The organism is uncultured Alistipes sp. (assembly GCF_902388705.1).
GTDB lineage: Bacteria > Bacteroidota > Bacteroidia > Bacteroidales > Rikenellaceae > Alistipes.
The window spans coordinates 1-19,542 of record NZ_CABMQJ010000041.1 but is presented as its reverse complement, the minus strand read 5'-3'; the positions used below and the strand labels follow the sequence as shown (position 1 = coordinate 19,542).

18 protein-coding genes are annotated in these 19,542 nt (G+C 58.6%); 6 read left to right on the top strand and 12 right to left on the bottom strand.

Annotation, left to right across the window (positions count from 1 at the left end):
* Nucleotides 1-72: 72 nt before the first annotated feature.
* From QZT71_RS09510 to QZT71_RS09495, 4 genes are all read right to left on the bottom strand, one after another.
* Nucleotides 73-1,533: a site-specific integrase gene (locus tag QZT71_RS09510; RefSeq protein WP_295915503.1), complete on the bottom strand. Its 1,461-nt coding sequence runs from the start codon at nt 1,531-1,533 to the stop codon at nt 73-75.
* A 177-nt stretch (nt 1,534-1,710) separates the two neighbouring features.
* Nucleotides 1,711-2,634, bottom strand: coding sequence for an AraC family transcriptional regulator (locus tag QZT71_RS09505; RefSeq protein ID WP_295915501.1), 924 nt, complete (start codon nt 2,632-2,634; stop codon nt 1,711-1,713).
* A 126-nt stretch (nt 2,635-2,760) separates the two neighbouring features.
* Complete coding sequence (locus QZT71_RS09500; RefSeq protein WP_295915499.1) at nt 2,761-3,627, bottom strand: diacylglycerol kinase family protein; 867 nt, start codon at nt 3,625-3,627, stop codon at nt 2,761-2,763.
* A 5-nt stretch (nt 3,628-3,632) separates the two neighbouring features.
* Nucleotides 3,633-4,643 carry an FAD:protein FMN transferase gene (locus tag QZT71_RS09495; protein WP_295915498.1) on the bottom strand — a complete coding sequence of 337 codons (1,011 nt, stop codon included), beginning with the start codon at nt 4,641-4,643 and terminating at the stop codon, nt 3,633-3,635.
* A 190-nt stretch (nt 4,644-4,833) separates the two neighbouring features.
* On the opposite strand from QZT71_RS09495, the gene rpsO reads away from it, so the two are divergent.
* The 4 genes from rpsO to deoC all read left to right on the top strand — a co-directional run bounded on the left by rpsO (nt 4,834) and on the right by deoC (nt 10,385).
* Nucleotides 4,834-5,106 (top strand): 30S ribosomal protein S15, encoded by a 273-nt coding sequence (rpsO, locus tag QZT71_RS09490; RefSeq protein WP_295915497.1) that lies wholly within the window; start codon nt 4,834-4,836, stop codon nt 5,104-5,106.
* 96 nt (nt 5,107-5,202) lie between these two features.
* A complete protein-coding gene (gene pnp, locus QZT71_RS09485; RefSeq protein ID WP_295915495.1) occupies nt 5,203-7,428 on the top strand; it encodes a polyribonucleotide nucleotidyltransferase in 2,226 nt (741 codons plus the stop codon).
* Nucleotides 7,429-7,648: 220 nt separating this feature from the next.
* Nucleotides 7,649-9,370 (top strand): hypothetical protein, encoded by a 1,722-nt coding sequence (locus QZT71_RS09480; protein ID WP_295915507.1) that lies wholly within the window; start codon nt 7,649-7,651, stop codon nt 9,368-9,370.
* A gap of 136 nt (nt 9,371-9,506) precedes the next feature.
* On the top strand, nt 9,507-10,385 hold the full coding sequence (gene deoC, locus QZT71_RS09475) for a deoxyribose-phosphate aldolase (protein ID WP_295915494.1): 879 nt from the start codon (nt 9,507-9,509) through the stop codon (nt 10,383-10,385).
* Between the two features lie 329 nt (nt 10,386-10,714).
* On the opposite strand, the gene QZT71_RS09470 is transcribed toward deoC, so the two are convergent.
* Genes QZT71_RS09470 through QZT71_RS09460 form a run of 3 tightly spaced genes read right to left on the bottom strand, consistent with a single transcriptional unit; the run spans nt 10,715 to nt 13,773 of the window.
* Nucleotides 10,715-10,936, bottom strand: coding sequence for a hypothetical protein (locus QZT71_RS09470; RefSeq protein WP_295915493.1), 222 nt, complete (start codon nt 10,934-10,936; stop codon nt 10,715-10,717).
* Nucleotides 10,929-12,566: a S41 family peptidase gene (locus QZT71_RS09465; protein WP_295915492.1), complete on the bottom strand. Its 1,638-nt coding sequence runs from the start codon at nt 12,564-12,566 to the stop codon at nt 10,929-10,931. The genes QZT71_RS09470 and QZT71_RS09465 overlap by 8 nt, the downstream gene beginning before the upstream one ends.
* Nucleotides 12,567-12,594: 28 nt before the next feature.
* Entirely contained in the window at nt 12,595-13,773 is a 1,179-nt protein-coding gene (locus QZT71_RS09460; protein ID WP_295915490.1) for a DUF3078 domain-containing protein, read from the bottom strand.
* A gap of 95 nt (nt 13,774-13,868) precedes the next feature.
* Here QZT71_RS09460 and nfo point away from each other — a divergent pair, with 95 nt between their 5' ends.
* Both nfo and QZT71_RS09450 read left to right on the top strand, forming a co-directional pair.
* Nucleotides 13,869-14,717 (top strand): deoxyribonuclease IV, encoded by an 849-nt coding sequence (gene nfo / locus QZT71_RS09455; RefSeq protein ID WP_295915488.1) that lies wholly within the window; start codon nt 13,869-13,871, stop codon nt 14,715-14,717.
* A gap of 82 nt (nt 14,718-14,799) precedes the next feature.
* Nucleotides 14,800-15,483: a hypothetical protein gene (locus QZT71_RS09450; RefSeq protein WP_295915487.1), complete on the top strand. Its 684-nt coding sequence runs from the start codon at nt 14,800-14,802 to the stop codon at nt 15,481-15,483.
* Nucleotides 15,484-15,685: 202 nt separating this feature from the next.
* Here QZT71_RS09450 and QZT71_RS09445 read toward each other — a convergent pair whose 3' ends face one another.
* From QZT71_RS09445 to QZT71_RS09425, 5 genes are all read right to left on the bottom strand, one after another.
* A complete protein-coding gene (locus QZT71_RS09445) occupies nt 15,686-16,888 on the bottom strand; it encodes an aspartate aminotransferase family protein (protein ID WP_295915485.1) in 1,203 nt (400 codons plus the stop codon).
* The gene (locus tag QZT71_RS09440) at nt 16,885-17,574 is read right to left on the bottom strand and encodes an RNA methyltransferase (protein WP_295915484.1); all 690 of its coding nucleotides are present in this window, start codon (nt 17,572-17,574) and stop codon (nt 16,885-16,887) included. Before QZT71_RS09440 ends, QZT71_RS09445 begins: the two co-directional genes overlap by 4 nt.
* A complete protein-coding gene (gene rsgA, locus QZT71_RS09435; RefSeq protein WP_295915483.1) occupies nt 17,555-18,475 on the bottom strand; it encodes a ribosome small subunit-dependent GTPase A in 921 nt (306 codons plus the stop codon). Before rsgA ends, QZT71_RS09440 begins: the two co-directional genes overlap by 20 nt.
* Nucleotides 18,476-18,479: 4 nt before the next feature.
* Nucleotides 18,480-18,980 carry a CvpA family protein gene (locus QZT71_RS09430; protein WP_295915481.1) on the bottom strand — a complete coding sequence of 167 codons (501 nt, stop codon included), beginning with the start codon at nt 18,978-18,980 and terminating at the stop codon, nt 18,480-18,482.
* Nucleotides 18,981-19,093: 113 nt separating this feature from the next.
* Nucleotides 19,094-19,312, bottom strand: a complete 219-nt coding sequence (locus QZT71_RS09425; protein WP_295915505.1) for a helix-turn-helix transcriptional regulator — start codon at nt 19,310-19,312, stop codon at nt 19,094-19,096.
* Nucleotides 19,313-19,542: the final 230 nt, after the last annotated feature.

Here is a 19,542-nt window from a genome sequence, read left to right as displayed (position 1 = left end):
AATGATTCGGGTATTGCCTGCGGAATATCAGTGTGTTGATTTTTGCAAAAACGTTCCGGTTGACGGGGCGGTTTACAAAACGGCGCCGGATTCCGCGTCCCGCGGGACCGGGGCGGGAATTTGCCATATCCGTTTGTTGGCGCTGATGATTTTGTCCCTGTCGAACTCCTTGAGGTAGGTTTCGATTTCCGCCTGGTTGCGCCCCATGTTCTGTGCAATCAGGGGCAGCGGCACGTCGGCGTGGTAAAGCCGCGATGCGTAGGTATGGCGGGCCGAATAGAAGGTGATTCTCCGCGACAGGCCGATGCGCCGGGCCACGCGCTGCAGGCTCTGGTTTATCACGTTGTTCGCGTAGGTTATGCGCTCGAACTGGTGTTCGGGGTTGTCGTCGAAGTAAATCGGGAAGACGAAGCCGCTGCCGCCGGGCGCCTTTGCCGTCCGGGCGAAGGGTTTCATGTAGGGCCGGGCCACCGACTGTTCGACCAGCACCCGGGCGGGATGCTGCGTTTTGGCCCGGACGAGGTTGATTTCGTAGAAAGCGACCAGCTCCTTGTGGGCCTCGGCATACCGTGAACCGCGGGCGGCGCAGTCCCGGTCGTATTTCTCCCGGTTGAGCACCCCTATCGGGACGAGGTCTTTCCATTTCAGCCGGGCGAGGTCGACCAGCGCCAGTCCCTGGAAAATGTAGGAGCAGATGAACATCGCCAGCGAGAATCGTTCGGCTTCGAGCTCCATCGTCCGCTCTTCGCCCCGCGGCCCGACATACCGGCTGCGCCAGCAGCGCCGTTTCATCGTCCCGGGATCGGGTTTTTTCCGGGTGCCATAATAATAGGTGTCAAGGTAATAGCGCACCAGGCTGTCCATCTCGTCGCTGTCGAGGGCCCGTTTGGCCGTCCGCACGTCGAGTTTGCGGCTGAACCGGAACCGGTCGAACGGATTGGCTTCCAGCAGCCCGTCCCTGCGGGCATGGTTCATCAGCGCCTTGAATGCGCTGAAAAAGCGTTTGATGCTCGTGTCGGCGTAACGTGTGTGCAGGTACTTTTCGAAATCCCGGAGCCACTCCGTATCTACGTCGAACAGCTCGATCTCCCGGTGCTGTGCGAAACGCTCGATGATGTGGAGCAGTGTGCGGTATCCGGTGGCCGTATTGTGCTTTTGCAGGGTATCCCTGAAATAGGCGATGCGTTCCCTGAACAGGTCGGAAAGCGTTTTGCGCGACGGCGGTTTGCGTGCCGAGGCTTCGAGCAGGCCCTGTGCGGAGTAGGCCACACCCCGCCGTTCGAAATCCAGCACCCTGTTTTTCAGGTGCATCAACTCCTTTTCGATAATGGCATTCATGTTCGCCGACAGCGGATGGCGCGGGCGCACCTCCCGTTTGGCGCCGTTCCACAGGGCCTTCGGACAGGAGAGCCCCGTGCTTTTGTATTTGCGTTTGCTGTTGTAGCAGACCCTGATCATAATGGGATGTTCGCCGTTGGCGAGGGTCTTCGAGGTGTAAAGGAGCGCGGCGACAGTCGCCTTTGCAATTTTCATCTTTTTTCCGGTTTACGCTATGGTTTACAAATTCGGGACGAAAGGAGGGCAAAGGCAGCGCTTCGGGGCCTTATATGGAATCGGCTGCGGCGGGCGGGGATTTCTTCCCGCCGACAACGGCACAACAAAAATCCCTCTTGCGGAGAGGGACTCTTATCTGGCGGCCGCACCGGCGCATCAGCCTTTGCGCTTGTACCGCGAGGGGCTGGTGCCGGTATGCTGCTTGAAGTATTTGCCGAAGAAGGACTGGGTCGAGAAATTGAGGTGGTAGGCAATCTCCTGGATGCTCATTCCCGAGTATTTCAGCAACGCCTTGGCTTCGAGAATCACCGATTCGTCGATCCACCGGGCCGCGGTTTTGCCGCTGACCTCCTTGACGACGGACGAGAGGTATTTGGGTGTGATATTGAGCTGTTTGGCATAGAAGCTCACGTTGCGCTCGCGCTTGTTGTACTGTTGCAGCAGCGACATGAACTCGTCGAAGAGCACCTCGCAGCGCCCCTGCTTTATCTCGCCGGGCTGCTCGCGCTGGTTGATTTCGGTGATGATGTAGAACGCCGTGGTGAAGAGCGTGCGGATGATCTCGTGGCGGTAGCGCTCCTTGTCGCTGCGCAGCATCGTTTTGATAAGCTGGAACAACTGGCGGATTTCGTCCACGTCCTGCGGCGTGACTTCGAGCACCGGGGCCTTGCCGAAACGCATGTAGACCGGCAGCGAGGTCGAAAGGTCGATTTGAATCTCGTTGACGAACGATTTGGAGAAGGCGAGGAAATAGGCGGCGGCGTTCGACGAGCATTTCACCGTGCGGATGATGCTGTCGGGGTTGAAAAAGACGATTGTGTTGGGTTTGACGCTGTAATTCTGCATGTCGATGGACACGGTGGCCTCGCCCGTCATCATGATGATGGCCGAGAAGCCGTCGATCGACGCCGGATAGTCGGCCGTGGTGTTGTTCTGGGCTGAAAGCGTCGTGATTACCAAATCGTCGGAAAGGTAGAATACGTCACTCATCTCCTTTTTGATGCGGGAGATGGAAACCTTGCGCAGACTTTCTCGCCCGCCGTCCCGTGCCGTCCTTGCCGTTTTGATACTATCCGCCATACCGTCGTGGTTTTTCGGACAAATGTAACATTTTTCGTCTGTAAATACAACATTCCGGACAAAAAACAGTGAAAAATGCCGGAAGCAGGAGCCGGAAAAGGGGCTTTGAAAGCCCCTGCCGGGGCATTACGCTTCCCGGGGACACATCACGCGCAGGCCGCCCGCGATGCATTCGATGTGCAGCGGAAACTCGGCGCCTTTCTGTCCGTCGACGTCCGTGGGTTCGTTGACCGTCGAAACGATGTCGAGCGCCCGGGCCCGCAGGTGGCGGACGATTTTGGGGTTGCCGCCCAGCAGGTAGCGCCCCATGGCCAGCGTCGAGCGCAGGAAGTTTTTCTTTTCGAGCATCAGGCAGTCGAACAGGCCGTCCTTGATCGACGAGCGGCGTGCGAGGTGGAACCCGCCGGCCGTTTCGCCGTTGAAAACCAGCACCATCAGCGAATTGAAGTCGAACGACTCGCCGTCGGCGACGACCTTGAGCGGCACGGCGTGCATGGCCCGGAACTCCTTGACACCCTCGATCAGGTAGGCGAGTTTGCCGATTTTATGCTTGCGCTCGTCGGGCGTGCGCTGCGAGGTGGTGGTGAAGATGCCGAAGCTGAAGATATTGACGAAGTAGAGGCCGTTCACACGGCCGCAGTCCACGCTGTCGAGGGTTCCCGAGGCGATCTGCCGCGCCGCTTCGAGCGGCTGGTGCGCCATGCCCAGAGCCCCGGCGAAATCGTTGGCCGTGCCGGCCGGGATTACGCCGAGCGGGATGTCCAGTCCTTTGCTTTTCATGGCGTTGACCACATAGTTGACCGTGCCGTCGCCGCCCGCCACGACCATCAGGTCGATTTGCTCGTGGCCGTCGAAAGGGTTGGCGCAAAAATCAATGAGCTGCGGCGTGATTTCGTATCCGTAGGCCCGGAACACGGTGCAGATATTCTCGGCGCAGCGCCCGATTTTGCATTTGCCGGATTGGGTGTTGTAGAGAAAAACAGCGCTTTTCATGGTTGTTATTGCATAATCATCGCCTCCATGGCGGGTGAAACATACTCTTCATAGGCGTCCCCTTCGCCGGCGAGGATGAAGTAGACTTTCATTGCGGGCATGGTTTTCACGGCCGCAAGGGCGTCGTCGGCGCCCATTGCCAGGAACATGGTGCCCAGGGCGTCGGCCTCGGCGCAGGTCGGGGCCGCGACGGTCACCGAAAGCAGGCGCGACAGGGCGCTGCGGCCCGTACGCGGGTCAATGGTATGGGCTATTTTGTTCCCCTCGTCGTCGAGGTAGAAACGGCGGTAGTTGCCCGACGTGGCCAGTCCGCCGTCGCTCAGGCGGATGCGTTTCTGGACGTATTCGCCGTCGGACATGTTGCCGTCGAACGGGGTTTCGATGCCGATGCGCCACGGGTCGCCCTGGCGGTTGACACCCCTGCAGCGGACTTCGCCGCCGATGTCGACGATGTAGTTCCGGGCGCCGAACGACTCGACCAGCGCAGCCAGCAGGTCCACCGTATAGCCTTTGGCAATCGAGTTGAAGTCGAGCCGCACGCGCGGGTCGTCCTTGATTAGCCGCCCCTGCTCGATGCGCACCTTGTCCCGGCCGACGAATTCGAGGAGCGAATCCACATTGGGATGCCTGCGGGCCTCCTTGCCCGCGAAGCCCCACGCCTCGACCAGCGGCGCGACCGTGACGTCGTAACGGCCGCCGCTCAAGGCGCCGATGCTGTCCGCCAGGCGGAGGTTGAAGGCGATATGGCGGTCGACCGTGTCGGTTTCGTTGCGGTTCAGGCGGCTCAACAGCGACGCCGGGTCGTAAATCGACATCGACGCCTTGGCCTGGCGGTCGAGTTCCATGATGGCGGCGTAAAGTTCCTGCGAGGTTGTGCCCTGCACGTCGGCCACGACATGCAGCGTCGTACCGAGCATCACCCCGTCGACGGTCGTATAGCCGGACTTGCCGCCGCAGCCCCAGAAAGCGGCTGCGCAGACCACGGCAAAGAGCGCGCGAATCGGCTTTTTTACCATAATATTCATTTGTTTAGCCGCAAAAATAGTATTTTCCGGAATATCCGACGACAAATCCGCCCGAAAAGGCAAATAATTTTTTATTTATTATACTTAATTTACAATTAATTCGTAACTTTGCCGGACGCTCTGGCGTTATCCACGGTAAGGGGGATGCGTCGTAGAGTGGAACTTAAATAATTTCAGAATAATGGCTTATTTAACAGCTGAAAAAAAGCAAGAGCTTTTCGGCCAGTACGGCAAGTCTAACACCGACACGGGTTCTCCCGAGAGCCAGATCGCCCTGTTTTCGTACCGTATCAGCCACCTTACAGAGCACCTCAAAAGCAACAAACACGACTTCGGAACCCAGCGCGCCCTGCTGCGCCTGGTAGGTAAGCGCCGCGCGTTGCTGGAGTACCTGAAAGAGGTTGACATCGAGCGCTACCGCGCAATCATCAAAACGCTCAACCTCCGCCGGTAATCCGCGAGGAAGAAATGAGGGCAATTCCCGCAGAGGGGTTGCCTTCATTTTCGTAAAGGACAACATTCGAAAAAACACTATAGGTTAAAAATTTTTATGGAAGAAAAGAAGCTGTACAACGCAGTCCGCAAGATCATTACGCTGGCCGACGGCCGGCAGATCGAGATCGAAACGGGCAAACTGGCCAAACAGGCCGACGGCTCCGTGGTAGTCAAGATGGGAGATACGATGCTCCTGGGTACCGTGGTCGCCGCCAAGGACGCAAAACCCGACACTGATTTCATGCCGCTCCAGGTGGAGTACAAGGAGAAGTACGCATCCTGCGGACGTTATCCCGGAGGCTTTATGAAGCGCGAAGGCCGCGCCAACGACAGCGAGATTCTCGTTGCCCGCCTGATCGACCGTGCCCTCCGCCCCCTGTTCCCCGCGGACTACCACGCCGAAGTGTACGTTACGGTAAACCTCATCTCGGCGGATAAGGATATCCAGCCCGACGCGCTGGCCGGACTGGCCGCATCGGCCGCCCTCGCCGTTTCGGACATTCCGTTCGGCGGCCCCATTTCGGAGGTTCGCGTCGCCCGCATCGACGGCCAGTACGTCATCAACCCCAACTTCTCGGATATGGCCAACGTAGACCTCGACATCATGGTCGGCGGTACGATCGACAACATCCTGATGGTCGAGGGCGAGATGAAGGAGGTTTCCGAAGAGGTGATGCTCGGCGCCATCAAGTTCGCGCACGAGGAGATCAAGAAGCACTGCGCCGTACAGATCGAACTTTCGAAAGAACTGGGCAAGGACGTGAAGCGCACCTACTGCCACGAGGTCAACGACGAGGAGCTGCGCCAGACGATTATCAGCGAGCTCTACGACAAGGCTTACGCCATCGCTACGAGCGGCACGATGAAGCACGAGCGCGAGGACAAGTTCAACGCCCTCGAGGCAGAGTTCGCAGCCCGCTACTCGGAGGAGGAGCTGGCCGAAAAAGCCCCGCTGATTCACAAGTACTTCCACGATGACGTACAGAAGAAAGCCATGCGCAACATGATCCTCGACGAGGGCATGCGCCTCGACGGCCGCAAGACCGACGAAATCCGCCCGATCTGGTGCGAAGTGGGCTACCTGCCCGCCGCCCACGGCTCGGCAATCTTCACCCGCGGCGAAACGCAGTCGCTGACGACCGTTACGCTCGGTACGAAACTCGACGAAAAGCAGAAGGACGAAGTGCTGGTACAGGGTACCGAGCAGTTCGTGCTCCACTATAACTTCCCGCCCTTCTCGACGGGCGAGGCAAAGGCCGCACGCGGCTTGAGCCGCCGCGAAATCGGCCACGGCCACCTGGCATGGCGCGCCCTGAAACCGATGATTCCGCTGGGCGAGGAGAACCCCTACGCCGTGCGCGTCGTGTCGGACATCCTCGAGTCGAACGGCTCGTCGTCGATGGCCACCGTCTGCGCCGGCACGCTGGCCCTGATGGATGCGGGCGTGAAGCTCAAGAAACCCGTTTCGGGTATCGCCATGGGACTGATTTCCGACTCGGCGACCGGCAAATGGGCCGTGCTGTCGGACATCCTCGGCGATGAGGACCACCTCGGCGACATGGACTTCAAGGTAACGGGTACCCGTGACGGCATCACCGCCACGCAAATGGACATCAAGGTCGACGGCCTTTCGTACGAAGTGCTGGCCGCGGCGCTCGAGCAGGCCCGCAAGGGACGCATGCACATCCTCGGCAAGATCACCGAGTGCATCGCCGAGCCGCGTGCGGACTACCGTCCGTTCGTGCCGCGCATCGTCCAGATCACCATTCCGCAGGATATGATCGGCCCGGTTATCGGCCCCGGCGGCAAGGTTATCCAGGACATCCAGAAGACCACCGGCACGACCATCACGATTACCGAGGTCGACAACAAGGGTATCGTGGACATCTTCGGCCTGGACAAGGATTCGCTGGACGGCGCCCTGAACCGCATCAAGGCAATCGTGGCGATTCCCGAGGTCGGCGAAACCTACCACGGCAAAATCCGCTCGATCGTCACGTTCGGCGCATTCGTAGAAATCATGCCCGGCAAGGACGCGCTGCTCCACATTTCGGAAATCGACTACAAGCGTTTCGAAACTATGGAGGAAACCGGCCTCAAGGAGGGCGACGAAATCGATGTGAAGCTGATTGGCGTAGATCCCAAGACCAACAAGCTCAAGTTGTCGCGCAAAGTGCTGCTGCCCAAGCCCGAAGGCTATGTGGAGCGCGAGCGCCGGCCGCGCGGGGAGCGTCCCGAAAGGGGTGAGCGCCGCGAGCGTCCCGAGCGCAAAGAGGAGTAAAACGACTGTTAATGTGGGTTTTTCGGGCGGAAAAAACAACGAAATTACACCTGAAATATTGCACAATTAGCAAGAGTTTCCTATATTTGCGTTGTTCGGCCGTATAAATTCCGGAAACAGAGGGCGGTACAGCACCGCACGACGGAAAGCCGGAGCAGAACAGAAAAAGGCAAACATTTAAAAATAAACACATTAAATTTATCCGATTATGAAAAATCTAATGAAATTGAGCGTTGTACTCGTAGCTGCCGCACTGGCATTTTCGAGCTGTAATTGCTTCAAGAAGATGGCCAAGAACCGGGATGACGTCAACCTGACGGTAACTCCCGAAATCCTGACGCTGAACAACGGCATCGTCGCTGCCGACATCAACGTTACGTTCCCGGTCAAGTATTTCAACGCAAAAGCCGTTATCAAGGTAACCCCCGTGATCGTATTCGAGGGCGGCGAGGTCGCTGGCGCAGCCAAGTACCTCCAGGGTTCGAAAGTCGACGAGAACTACACGGTTGTCGACAAGAAGAACGGCGGTAACTATACGCAGCACGTAGAGTTCCCGTACGATCCCCGTATGGACAAGTGCGCCCTGCAGCTCCGCGCCGAGATCAAGTGCCCGGGCGGCAAGTGCAAGGAGTTCACGCTCGTGAACCTGAACACCGGTGCCATCCCGACCAAAGAGCAGGCTGCCGTGCTGGCCGGCAACGACGCCGCTGCCAAGGCCGCTATCGCCAAGGAGTTCGGCCTGACTGTAGCTTACGGTCTGAACACGCTGCAGAAAGACCTCAAGTATTCCGACCTGATGGCTCCGATGGCCAACAACTACAAGAAAGTTACCACCGTTGTCGACAAGACCGACCTGCTCTACGCGATCAACTCGTCGGTAGTCACCAAGAAGAACGAGAAGAAAGCCGACCTCGATGCATTCAAGGCCGACGTAGACGCCAAACTGCAGAACGACCGCGCCACGCAGAACATCGCCGTGAAAGGTTATGCTTCGCCCGACGGCCCCGTGAAGTTCAACGACAAACTGTCGAAGGCACGTAGCGAGTCCGGTAAGAAAGTCGTTGCCAAACTGCTGAAAGACTCGGGTCTGGATATCGACGCTGCCGCTTACGGTGAGGACTGGGACGGTTTCAAGGAACTGGTCGAGAAGTCGAACATCAAGGACAAGAACCTCATTCTCCAGGTATTGAGCCTCTACAACTCGCCTGCAGAGCGCGAGAGCGAAATCAAGAACATGTCGTCGGTATTCAACGAACTGAAAGAGGAGGTTCTTCCCGAACTGCGCCGCTCGCAGATCGTCAACAGCACCGACATCCAGGGCAAGACCGACGCCGAGATTATGGCTGCTTTCCGCAACGGCCAGGAGCTGACCGTCGAGGAGTACCTCTATGCTGCCGAAACGCTGGCTAACGGCGCCGAGGAGCAGGTTGCTATCCTGACCGCCGCTTCGAAGAAATACAACGACGCCCGCGTTATCAACAACCTCGGTATCGCACAGGCCAAGGCCGGCGACAAGGCCGCTGCCCTGAAGTCGTTCGAGAAAGCCGCCAAGATGGATTCGTCGAGCGAAATCACCAAGAACCTCATCCTGGGCAACCTGGCCAACGGCAACACCGCCGAAGCCAAGAAGTACGCCAAAGCTGCCGATGCACAGTCCAAAGCTGCCATCGCCGCTGCAGAGGGTGACTACAAGGCTGCTGCCAAGAACCTCGACGGTTACAACGAGGCTGTGGCACAGGTGATGAACAACGACCTGTCGGCTGCCAAGAAGGCTATCGCAAAGGACAACTCGGCTGACGCCGACTACCTGCGCGCCGTAATCGCAGTTAAAGAGGGCGACCTCAAGACTGCAGAGGCACAGTTGAAGAGCGCCGTTTCGAAGAACCCGAAACTGGCCCAGAAGGCTGCCAACGACATCAACCTGAAGGCGCTGAACAAATAATCGCCGTCAGTAAAGGAAAAAGAGCCTGGACTTGCAGTTCAGGCTCTTTTTTTGCAGCATGACGGGAAAATAATTCTGCGCCGCAAATGTGCGTATGAATAATTTTTCCTAATTTTGTAGAAAACAGCGATATATTATGGAGTACGCCAACCATCTGAATGAATACGCTCCCGCATGGAGCGCAGCGCAGGTCGACGCAGAAGTCGCCCGCATCCGCGAAGCCGCGAAACGGAACCACAATACCGACGTATATAAATTGTGCTACTCGGCGATCGACCTCACGACCCTGTCGTGCAACGATTCGGTGACTTCGGTCACGGAGTTCGCGCGCAAGGCCGCCGAATTTTACCAGAAATACCCGCATATTCCTAACGTCGCTTCGATTTGCATCTATCCGTCGTTCGTCGAAACGGTGGGGCTGGCCGTCGACGGCACGCCGATGCGCATCACCAGCGTCGGCGGCGGATTCCCCGCGGCGCAGACGTTCCTCGAAGTGAAAGTCCTCGAAGTGGCGATGGCTGTCGAGAACGGCGCCGACGAAATCGACATCGTGCTCAACGTGGGCCGCATGCTCACGGGCGAATACGACGAAGCCGCGAACGAAGTGGAGGTGATGCGCGCGGAGATGGGCGACGATATCGTGCTGAAAGTCATCATCGAGTCGGGTGCACTGAAAACCCCCGAGCTGATTCGCAAGGCATCGCTGCTGTCGATGTTCGCGGGGGCCGATTTCGTAAAGACCTCGACGGGCAAAATCGACGTTGCCGCGACGCCCGAAGCCGCCGTGGTCATGTGCCTGGCCATCCGCGATTATTACGAAAAAACGGGCCGCAAGGTGGGCTTCAAAGCCGCGGGCGGAGTCCGTACGGCCGAGGACGCCGCGCTCTATTATACCATCGTCGAGGAGATTCTCGGCAAGGAGTGGCTCACTACGGACATGTTCCGCATCGGCGCTTCGTCGGCTGCGAACAACCTCCTTTCGGCCATCGAGGGCAAAGAGGTCAAATACTTCTGACGCCGCATTATCCGGCAGCTATCTTTCAGCACCCGGTAACCGGCGGTTACCGGGTGTTTTTATCGGCGTATTGCAATCCGGCCCAAAATAAAAAAGCCCGACCGCAGATGCAGCCGGATTTTCAATGCAAACGGAGGAAGTACGGGGCTGCCGGGCGGCCGGGGTATGTGCAGAACTCGCGTAGCGCCACGGATACGGCTACATATTATAAATGCAGGATGTCCGCAAATACTGCATGGCCCGGCAAAGTAAACCTGTCCGGCGAAAATAAACGGCGGCTCCTTGCGGAGCCGCCGTCTGCCTGTCCCCTCGGGGACGGATGCTGGCCGTCAAAGCGAATCGATCGTTTCGACGGTTATCGAATCGGTCACTTCGATTTGGCCGGGAGCGGGCGTCGCAGGCTGTTCCGGTGCGATGGGCGCCGGGAAAGTCTGGTCCATAATCTCATCGCGCAACACCATCGACTGGAAGTTGTCGCGCCGGATGGCCGAGATGACGATAATGACGATTACCGCTACGGCTATGATAATACCGATAAGTTTTTTAATCATTTTCCTGCGTATCGTTTAATATCCCGATAGCGTGTAACACCACGTTGTCAACGGGATAGATGTTGGCGTAAAAACCGTTGTCCTCCAGCGCCGTATTCCGGCCGATGTAGGCCCGGAGCTGGGCTTCGATCAGCTTGCGCGAGCGGGCGATGTCGCGGTAGTCCGGGGCAACACCCTTGCGGGCGGCGTAACGGATGAAGTCCTCCACGAGCCCCTTGTCGCTGTCCAGCAGGGCCTGCAGTTCGGGAATCGTCTTGACGGCGTTCAGCGCTTCGCGGTGACGGTCGGCATACTCGATCGTATAGCGGTAGAGGATGTTGCGTCCCGCCACCTCGACGAAATATTTCGTCACGTCGGTCGTGTCGGCCGGTATGAAGACGTCGGGCATGATACCGCCGCCGCCGTAAACCACCTTGCCGCCGGGGGTCACCCGTTTGAGCGAATCGGCGAAATGGATGCTGTCGGCCGAGAAGAACTCGTTGTTCTTGTAGCGATTCCAGATATCCTCCTCATAGCTCTCGTCGTCGCCGATCGTATAGGGCTTCTGAATCGAACGGCCCGTCGGCGTGTAATAGCGTGCCGTCGTGAGCCGCAGGGCCGATCCGTCGCTGTAAGGTATCTGGCGCTGCACGAGTCCCTTGCCGAATGAACGACGACCAATAATCGTACCACGATCGTTGTCCTGCAAGGCGCCGGCGAGAATCTCGCTCGACGATGCGCTGCCCTCGTCGATCAGCACCACGACATCCATGTCCTGCGCCGCACCGGTTCCGTCGGCATATTCGCGCACCTGCTCGTGGCGGCGGTCCTCGGTGTAGACGATCAGCTGGTCTTTGTGCAGGAATTCGTTGGCGACCATAATCGCCTGGTCGAGGTAACCGCCCGAATTGCCGCGCAGGTCGAAGATGATTTTGGTCACGCCCTCGGCGCGCAGCGAAGCCAGCGCCTGCTGCATCTCGTCGAATGTCGTCCGGGCGAACTGCCCCAGTTTGATGTATCCGATGCCGTCGGCGATACGGAACGCCGACTCGATGCTCTTAATCGGAATCTTGTCGCGCACGACGTCGACGCCGACCAGGTCGTCGATGCCCTGCCGTCCCAGCCCGAGATGCACCGTCGTGCCGCGCGGGCCGCGCAGCTTCTTCACCACGTCACGCTGCGGAAGCTTCTGTCCCGCGACCAGCGTGTCGTTGATTTCGATGATGCGGTCGCCCGCCTTGATGCCGGCTTTGTCGCTCGGGCCCTGCGGGATGACGTTCAGCACGATTACCGTGTCGGTCGCCATGTTGAACACCACGCCGATGCCGTCGAACTCACCCTCCAGGGGCTCGTTCAGCTCCTGCATCTCCGAGGCCGGGATGTAGACCGAATGGGGGTCGAGCTCCTTGACCAGCAGCGGAATGACATGCTCGGCCAGCGAATCCATCGCCACGGAGTCGACATACTGGTTCTCGATCAGCGAGAGCGTGTAGGTCAGCTTGTTGGTGGGCAGCGCCATCTGGCGGAGCATGCCCTTGAGTTGCGTGGCGGTGCTGTTGCGGCCCATGTACTGCCCCAGCAGCAGGCCCAATACCACACCCGCTGCCAACAGCAGCGGGAAGAGGACGGTGTATTTCGAGTTCTTGTACATTGCGTGTCATGCGCCGGCTGCGGCCGGCTTACTTTTGCGGTTTTTCCTTGTTCTTGAACGTATACGTCAGGCCGACGCTCAACAGCGTACGGGTCTGCACGTCGAGGTTCTGCGCCCGGTTGTAATAGAGCTGGAAACTCAACGACGTGGAGAGGTATTTTGTTGCCTTGATGTCGAGCGTATTTTCCCAGCGCACGATGGGGTGGATCGGCAGGCGGGGTTTGGTTTTGATATCGCTGCCATTCTCTACCCATGCGTCGTACGCATGCCGGAATTCGGTGTAGTCGCTGATTTTGTTCTTCTGGCCGATGTCGCTTATCCAGCCGTAGAAAGAGTAGAGCGTGGTGCGGTAGCGCAGGAAACCCGTTTTGCCGAACGTGCGGTCGAAGTCGATCTGGAGCGACGAACCGCCTTCGTATTTCGATGTCTTATCGGGATCCTCGATACCGTAGTTGAATCCGTTCTCCTTGCGGATACGGTCGCTTTCGGCAAAAGTGGCGTTCAGGGCGACCGGCGAAAGGTTGATGACAATCGGGAATTTGGCCTTGGGGCTCTTGTAGGTAAGACCGAGCGAAATATCCAGGTAGGCCGGGGTCATGAACTTGCTTTTGAGGTGCTCCTCTTTCTGCTCGGTACGCGACTTGTAGCCGTTGACGAACTGGCTGCGGAAGTTCAGAATCGAACCGTACGACCAGGTGTCGGAAATCTTGAACGACGGGGCCACCGAAACGACGAATTCGTCCTGGTTCTTGAACCATACGCCTTCGCTTCGGGTATATTCGTTCTCATTTTCATCCTTGAGTTTGGTTTCGACCTTCATCCGGTTGTAGCCCAGTTTGGCGCTGAATTTGGTCTCGAGCGTGAAAAGGTTTTTCGTAAAGAGGTGGCGCAGGCCGAAGACCGCCGTCAGCGCGATGGAGTTGTCACCGCCCGACACCGAAATCCACGGGTCGTTGTACGAGGTGAGGGCGCCCTGTATGCCGCCGCTGAATTCGAGGTAGTTGCGTTGTTTGCGGATTTCGGCGCGCTCGGCCTTGTAACGGGCCAGGCTGAAATAATCGACATCTACGGCTGTGGATTTCAACTTGTCCTTGAAAGTCACGTTATCCTGCCCGGCGTCGACTTCGTCGATTGAAATCTGGGCGGCTGCGAACGGACCGGCCAGCAGGGCCGGAATAAGCGCGAGGATCAGGTAAAAATGTTTCATAGTGAAGCGATTATATTTGGAAATTCAATATGCAAATTTATGAAATTATTTACAAAATCCTTAACTTTGTCTGAAGTTAATATAAAGACATTCGCATGAAATATATCGGAGCACACGTAAGCGCCGCGGGAGGCGCGGAAAACGCCCCCGCCAATGCGCACGCGATAGGGGCCACGGCGTTCGCCCTTTTCACGAAAAACCAGCGCCAGTGGGTCGCCGCACCCCTTACCGCCGCCCAAATCGATGCATTCCGCAAAGCATGCGAGCAGTACGGTTACGCGCCGGCGCAGATTCTGCCCCACGATTCGTACCTCATAAACCTCGGGCATCCCGAGCGCGAGGGGCTCGAAAAGTCGCGGGCGGCTTTCCTCGACGAGATGCAGCGCTGCGAGGCGCTGGGCCTCGACCGCCTGAACTTCCACCCCGGCAGCCACCTCCAGAAAATAGCTCCCGAGCGGTCGCTGGACCTGATTGCCGAGTCGATCAACCGGGTGCTCGACAAGACCCGCGGGGTCACGGCCGTCATCGAGAACACGGCAGGGCAGGGTTCCAACCTGGGTTTTGCATTCGAACACCTCGCCTACCTGATCGACCGGGTCGAGGACAAGTCGCGCGTGGGCGTCTGCATCGACACCTGCCACGCCTTTGCGGCGGGGTACGACCTGCGCACGGCCGAGGCGTGCGAGCGGACGTTCGCCGAACTGGAGCGCATCGTAGGATTCGAATACCTGAAAGGCATGCACCTGAACGACGCCCTGAAGATACTGGGCAGCCGTGTCGACCGCCACACGCCGCTGGGCGAGGGGATGATCGGCATGGAGTGTTTCCGCTACATCATGCAGGATGCGCGTTTCGACGGCATTCCGCTGATTCTCGAAACCCCCGACGAGGCGCGCTGGAGCGAGGAAATCGCCCTGCTCAAAGCCTTTGCGGAAGAGCGGTGAATCACCGCGCGGGAAAAACCGCATTCCGGCCATTTGCCGCCCCGGAAAAATCCCGGACAACACTCTACAGACAATAGTGCGTATGAAAAAACAGCTGATTCTCGTTTCAACCGCCGTCGCCCTGGCGCTGCAGGCCTGCGTGAAATATGAGAAACCGGCCGAGCCGACTTTCCAGACGGTGGGCCTTACCGACGCAATCGAAATAGCGGGTATCGCGGGCGACCATCCGGCAATCTCACAGGTGGCTTTTGTCGCCAGGTACCATATGCCGCCCGGTGTCAAGGGCCGTACGGCGGCCGAACTTGCACAGGAGCATGCGCGCGTTATGCTGCGCGCGTCTTTCAGCGATGGCGGCACCCGGCTGCTCCTGCCCGAGAATCCCCCGCAGGCACTGATGAGCAGTATCGCCGGCGACATTCCGGAAGGATTCGAAATCAGCGACCCGGCTGCGAATACCGTGTCTTTCACGGAAATCGCCTGCGATATGGACGGCGACCGGGTTTCGGCCCATCTCTATCTGGGCCGCACCGTCGGAGCAACGACATACCGGCTGCAATACGTATACTGCGACCGGCCCGTGACGGTAACCGGCTCGGGGGTGGATTGGTGGGAGCAGTCCACGACCTATGACCTGAAACTGGAAAAGGGGTGGAACAGGATTGTCGAAAGAAGCGACTGGAGCGCGGATTCGAAAATCCAGACCGTTACCAACCGAATGCCCGACGGCATGGAATGGAGGTACGGCATGTGGCTCGGCGAGCGCTGAAAAGTCGTTAGGACGGCGCTGGGAAGGCACCGAAAAAGACACCGAAAACAGAAAGGCTCCGGAGCGGCGGTTCGTTCCGGAGCCTTCGTATTCTGCACCTGCGGTTTTCATTGCTGCGTCCCGGATCTGTTCTCCTCCACGGCCCGCTGTATGCCTTCCGCGCCCGGGAATGCTTTCCGGGATTGCCCCTGTGCCCGGGCCCTTATCCCAACCGGTCAAGGCACCCGCGGACGATTGCGGCGCTTTCGCGCACCTCCTCCACGGAGATGGTCAGCGGCGGCGAGATGCGGAACGCCGTGTCGCAGAAAAGGAACCAGTCGCTTAAAATCCCGGCTTCCCTGAACAGCTCCATCATGCGGTAGAGCTTCCCGGGATCGCCCAGCTCCACGGCCAGCAGCAGGCCGCTGCGGCGGATTTCGCGCACGGCGGGATGGTCGCCGAGCAGCCGTTCGTAAAGCGCTCCCTTCGCTTCGACTTCGCCGACAACCCCGTTGTCGACGAGGTAGTTCAGCGCAGCCAGCCCCGCCGCACAGCAGACCGGATGGCCGCCGAACGTGGTGATATGCCCCAGCACGGGATTCTCCTGCAGGGTCTGCATAATCTCCGGCCTCGAGATGAACGCCCCCAGCGGCATGCCGCCCCCGAAAGCCTTGGCCAGGCACACGATGTCGGGCGTAACGCCGTATTTGAGCATGGCGAACAACGCGCCCGTGCGTCCCATGCCGGTCTGTATTTCGTCGAAGACCAGCAGGGCGCCGACTTCGTCGCAGCGCCTGCGCAGCGCCTCCAGGTACCCCGGCAGCGGCGGCCGGACGCCGGCCTCGCCCTGCACGGGTTCGGCCAGCACACACGCCGTGCGGCGCGTGATGCGCTCCAAGGCCCCGAAATCGTTGAATTCGATTGCCTGCACGTCGGGCAGCAGGGGCCGAAAAGCCCCTTTCCACTCCTCGCCCTCGGGCGCTCCCATCATGCTCATCGAGCCGTGGGTCGAGCCGTGGTAGGCGCGGCGCATGGAAATCAGTTCCGTGCGCCCGGTATGCCGTTTGGCGAGTTTGAGCGCCCCCTCGACCGCTTCGGCGCCCGAGTTGACGAAGTATACGCTTTCCAGCCCTCCCGGCAGCAGCGAGGCGATTTTCGAAGCGTATTCCACCTGCGGGGTTTCGATTAATTCGCCGTAGACCATCACGTGCATGTAACGTGCGGCCTGCTCCTGCACGGCCCGCACCACGGTGGGATTGCAGTGGCCGACGTTGCTCACCGAAACACCCGCCACCAGGTCGTAATAGCGTTTCCCTTCGGGCGTATAGAAGAACGAACCCTCGGCGCGCGCCACTTCGACCAGCATCGGTGACGGCGAGGTCTGGCCCACGTGGGCCAGGAACTGTTTTCTCAAAATGGTATTCATTCGCAATCTTCGAATTTTCGTGCGAGTATGCCTGCAGCGTCCTTGACGCTGGCCTGCATCCACCGGAAGAGCACTTCGGCCTGCCCCGCCCGGTCCATCCGCCAGTCGCCGACCGTAAACCGCACGCGCTCCGAAAGCATGTAAATCAGGATGGCCGCCGATGCCGAAACGTTCAGGCTCTCGACCATGCCGCACATCGGGATACGCAGGAATTCGTCGGCCCCGGCGATTACCTCGTCCGAAATCCCCGCATGCTCCGTTCCGAAAACCAGCGCGAACGGGCCGCGTGCGACATCGAACGTTTCGGGCGTCACGTCCTCGCGGTGGGGCGTGGTCGCGACGATGCGGTAACCGGCACCGCGCAGGGCGGCGATGGCCTCGGCCGTCGATGCATGGCGCCGGATGTCGACCCACTGGTCGGTGCCGCGCACGATGTCGGGATTGGGCTCGAACCTGCAGAGCGTTTCCACGGTGTGCATCTCCTGCACGCCGAACGCCTCGCAGTGGCGAATCAGCGCGGCGGCGTTCTGCCCGTGAAACATGTTCTCGGCCAGGACGGTCATGTAGCGCGTACGCATGGCCACCGTATTGCGGAGTACGTCATGGCGTTCCGGGGTCATGAATTCCGCAAGGCAGGCAATGCGTTCGGCATACCATGCGGTGTCCCTATTTCCGGTATTTGTCATCTTCGTCGAGGATTTTCAGGTAGCTTTCGTAGCGGGCCCACGCGATTTCGCCGGCTTTGACGGCCTCCGCCACGGCGCATCCCGGTTCATGGGTGTGCGTGCAGTTGTAGAAGCGGCAGTCGGGGGCTACGCGCATCATCTCGGGGAAATAGTGCCAGAGCTCTGCGTCGTCGATGTCGATCAGGCCGAAGCCCTTGATACCCGGGGTGTCGATCACCTCCCCGCCCCCGGCCAGCGGGTACATCGTGGAGAAGGTCGTGGTATGGCGCCCTTTGTGGTGGCTTTCGGAAATTTCGCCCGTGCGGATGTCCAGCGACGGGTCGATGGCGCGTATGAGCGTCGACTTGCCGACGCCCGAGTTGCCCGACAGCAGGGTTCTGCGGTCGGCAAGCAGCTCCTTGACGGCTTCGATGCCGATGCCTTCGGGTGCCGAAACTTCGAGAACGCGGTAACCGGCCCCCTCGTATACGGCACGGAAGTCCGCCACGGCTCCGGGGTCTTGCAGGTCGATTTTCGAAAGGACAATCGTCACGGGAACCTTGTAGGCTTCGCAGGTCACCAGGAAACGGTCTACGAACTCCGTGGCCGTTTCGGGCGCACGCAGGGTCACCATCAGCAGCGCCTGGTCGATATTGGCCGCGATGATATGCGACTCTTTCGAGAGGTTCGAGGCACGGCGGATGACGTAGTTGCGGCGGGGACAGATGTCGCAGATGACGTAATCGCCGCCCTCGTCCGCCTCGCAAACCACTTCGTCGCCCACGACGACCGGGTTGGTCGAGCGCGTGCCCCGCAGGCGCAGGCGCCCCCGGATGCGGCAGCGAACCGTTTCGCCGCCGTGCATCACGTCGTACCAGCTTCCCGTGGCACGCATCACCACTCCCGAGAATCGTTTTTCCATCGGTTTACTCCTCTTCTTGCCGCGGCACCTGGTCGCCGACCCATTCCAGAAATGGGAAAACGGCCTCCGACAGGCGCATGACGGGTTTATAGCACCTCGACTTTTCGATTGTCCGCGGCCCCACGAGGGTGTAGTCCTCGTTCAGCGCGTCGAACGCCGAAAAGAGGACGCTCAACACCAGCAGGTACTTCAAAACCGATACCGCAATGCCCAGCACAATGTCGGGAATCCCGAATCCGGCGAAGTGGAACAGCTTGCGCACCAGCCGCGCGGCGATGGCCACGAGCAGCACCACGAGCAGCAGCACCACGACGAATCCCCCGGCGGAGGATACCGTCTGGTCGAGTTTCAGCCACGCGCCGACTTCGGCGCCGTACCGCGACGCAATCCAGATGCCGGCGACAATGCCCGCCAGGGAACATACCTGTACGACAAAGCCCTGCCGCCAGCCGTTCCATACGGCCAGCACCAGCACAATGCAGACGATCAAATCGATTGTGTTCACTAAAAACCGTTTCTTGTTTTGGTTCGTAAATATACGACAAATTACCGAAACGGCCTAAAAAAAGAACTCAATGGACAATAGGACAGGGGACTATAAATATAGGTATACCCCTGTCAGCGAATAACATCCCGCAGGCTCACGTTCAATGCGTTACATATGATACACATGGTCTTGACCGTAAGGTTGGTGCGCCCCGCCTCGATACGGCTCAAATTGGATCTTTCCATGTCGCAACGGTATGCAAGTTCCTGTACCGTCAGACTCTTCTCCCTCCTCAACTCCCTGATCCTTGAAGAGATATAGGTAATCTCCTCCTCATAAACAACTGCCATTTCAAAAATTTGGATAAAAATTTTGTTGTGCAAATTTTTATATATATATTTGCACCATGCGTATCATATATGATACCAACAACCCATGCGTCAAGGCCTGAAAAAAATTGCGTTACAATGAAATAAACCAATGCGTCACTCTATTGAAAATTAATGCGTCAACACAAAAAACAATTCCATTTCAATTCTTCATCATTATGAAAAAAAACTTATTCAGAAAATTTCTTGCA

Excerpts from the sequence above, each read along its gene's own strand:
- QZT71_RS09510 (WP_295915503.1), bottom strand. The coding sequence starts at position 1,533 with ATGAAAATTGCAAAGGCGACTGTCGCCGCGCTCCTTTACACCTCGAAG.
- QZT71_RS09505 (WP_295915501.1), bottom strand. The coding sequence starts at position 2,634 with ATGGCGGATAGTATCAAAACGGCAAGGACGGCACGGGACGGCGGGCGA.
- QZT71_RS09500 (WP_295915499.1), bottom strand. The coding sequence starts at position 3,627 with ATGAAAAGCGCTGTTTTTCTCTACAACACCCAATCCGGCAAATGCAAA.
- QZT71_RS09495 (WP_295915498.1), bottom strand. The coding sequence starts at position 4,643 with ATGGTAAAAAAGCCGATTCGCGCGCTCTTTGCCGTGGTCTGCGCAGCC.
- rpsO (WP_295915497.1), top strand. The coding sequence starts at position 4,834 with ATGGCTTATTTAACAGCTGAAAAAAAGCAAGAGCTTTTCGGCCAGTAC.
- pnp (WP_295915495.1), top strand. The coding sequence starts at position 5,203 with ATGGAAGAAAAGAAGCTGTACAACGCAGTCCGCAAGATCATTACGCTG.
- QZT71_RS09480 (WP_295915507.1), top strand. The coding sequence starts at position 7,649 with ATGAAATTGAGCGTTGTACTCGTAGCTGCCGCACTGGCATTTTCGAGC.
- deoC (WP_295915494.1), top strand. The coding sequence starts at position 9,507 with ATGGAGTACGCCAACCATCTGAATGAATACGCTCCCGCATGGAGCGCA.
- QZT71_RS09470 (WP_295915493.1), bottom strand. The coding sequence starts at position 10,936 with ATGATTAAAAAACTTATCGGTATTATCATAGCCGTAGCGGTAATCGTC.
- QZT71_RS09465 (WP_295915492.1), bottom strand. The coding sequence starts at position 12,566 with ATGTACAAGAACTCGAAATACACCGTCCTCTTCCCGCTGCTGTTGGCA.
- QZT71_RS09460 (WP_295915490.1), bottom strand. The coding sequence starts at position 13,773 with ATGAAACATTTTTACCTGATCCTCGCGCTTATTCCGGCCCTGCTGGCC.
- nfo (WP_295915488.1), top strand. The coding sequence starts at position 13,869 with ATGAAATATATCGGAGCACACGTAAGCGCCGCGGGAGGCGCGGAAAAC.
- QZT71_RS09450 (WP_295915487.1), top strand. The coding sequence starts at position 14,800 with ATGAAAAAACAGCTGATTCTCGTTTCAACCGCCGTCGCCCTGGCGCTG.
- QZT71_RS09445 (WP_295915485.1), bottom strand. The coding sequence starts at position 16,888 with ATGAATACCATTTTGAGAAAACAGTTCCTGGCCCACGTGGGCCAGACC.
- QZT71_RS09440 (WP_295915484.1), bottom strand. The coding sequence starts at position 17,574 with ATGACAAATACCGGAAATAGGGACACCGCATGGTATGCCGAACGCATT.
- rsgA (WP_295915483.1), bottom strand. The coding sequence starts at position 18,475 with ATGGAAAAACGATTCTCGGGAGTGGTGATGCGTGCCACGGGAAGCTGG.
- QZT71_RS09425 (WP_295915505.1), bottom strand. The coding sequence starts at position 19,312 with ATGGCAGTTGTTTATGAGGAGGAGATTACCTATATCTCTTCAAGGATC.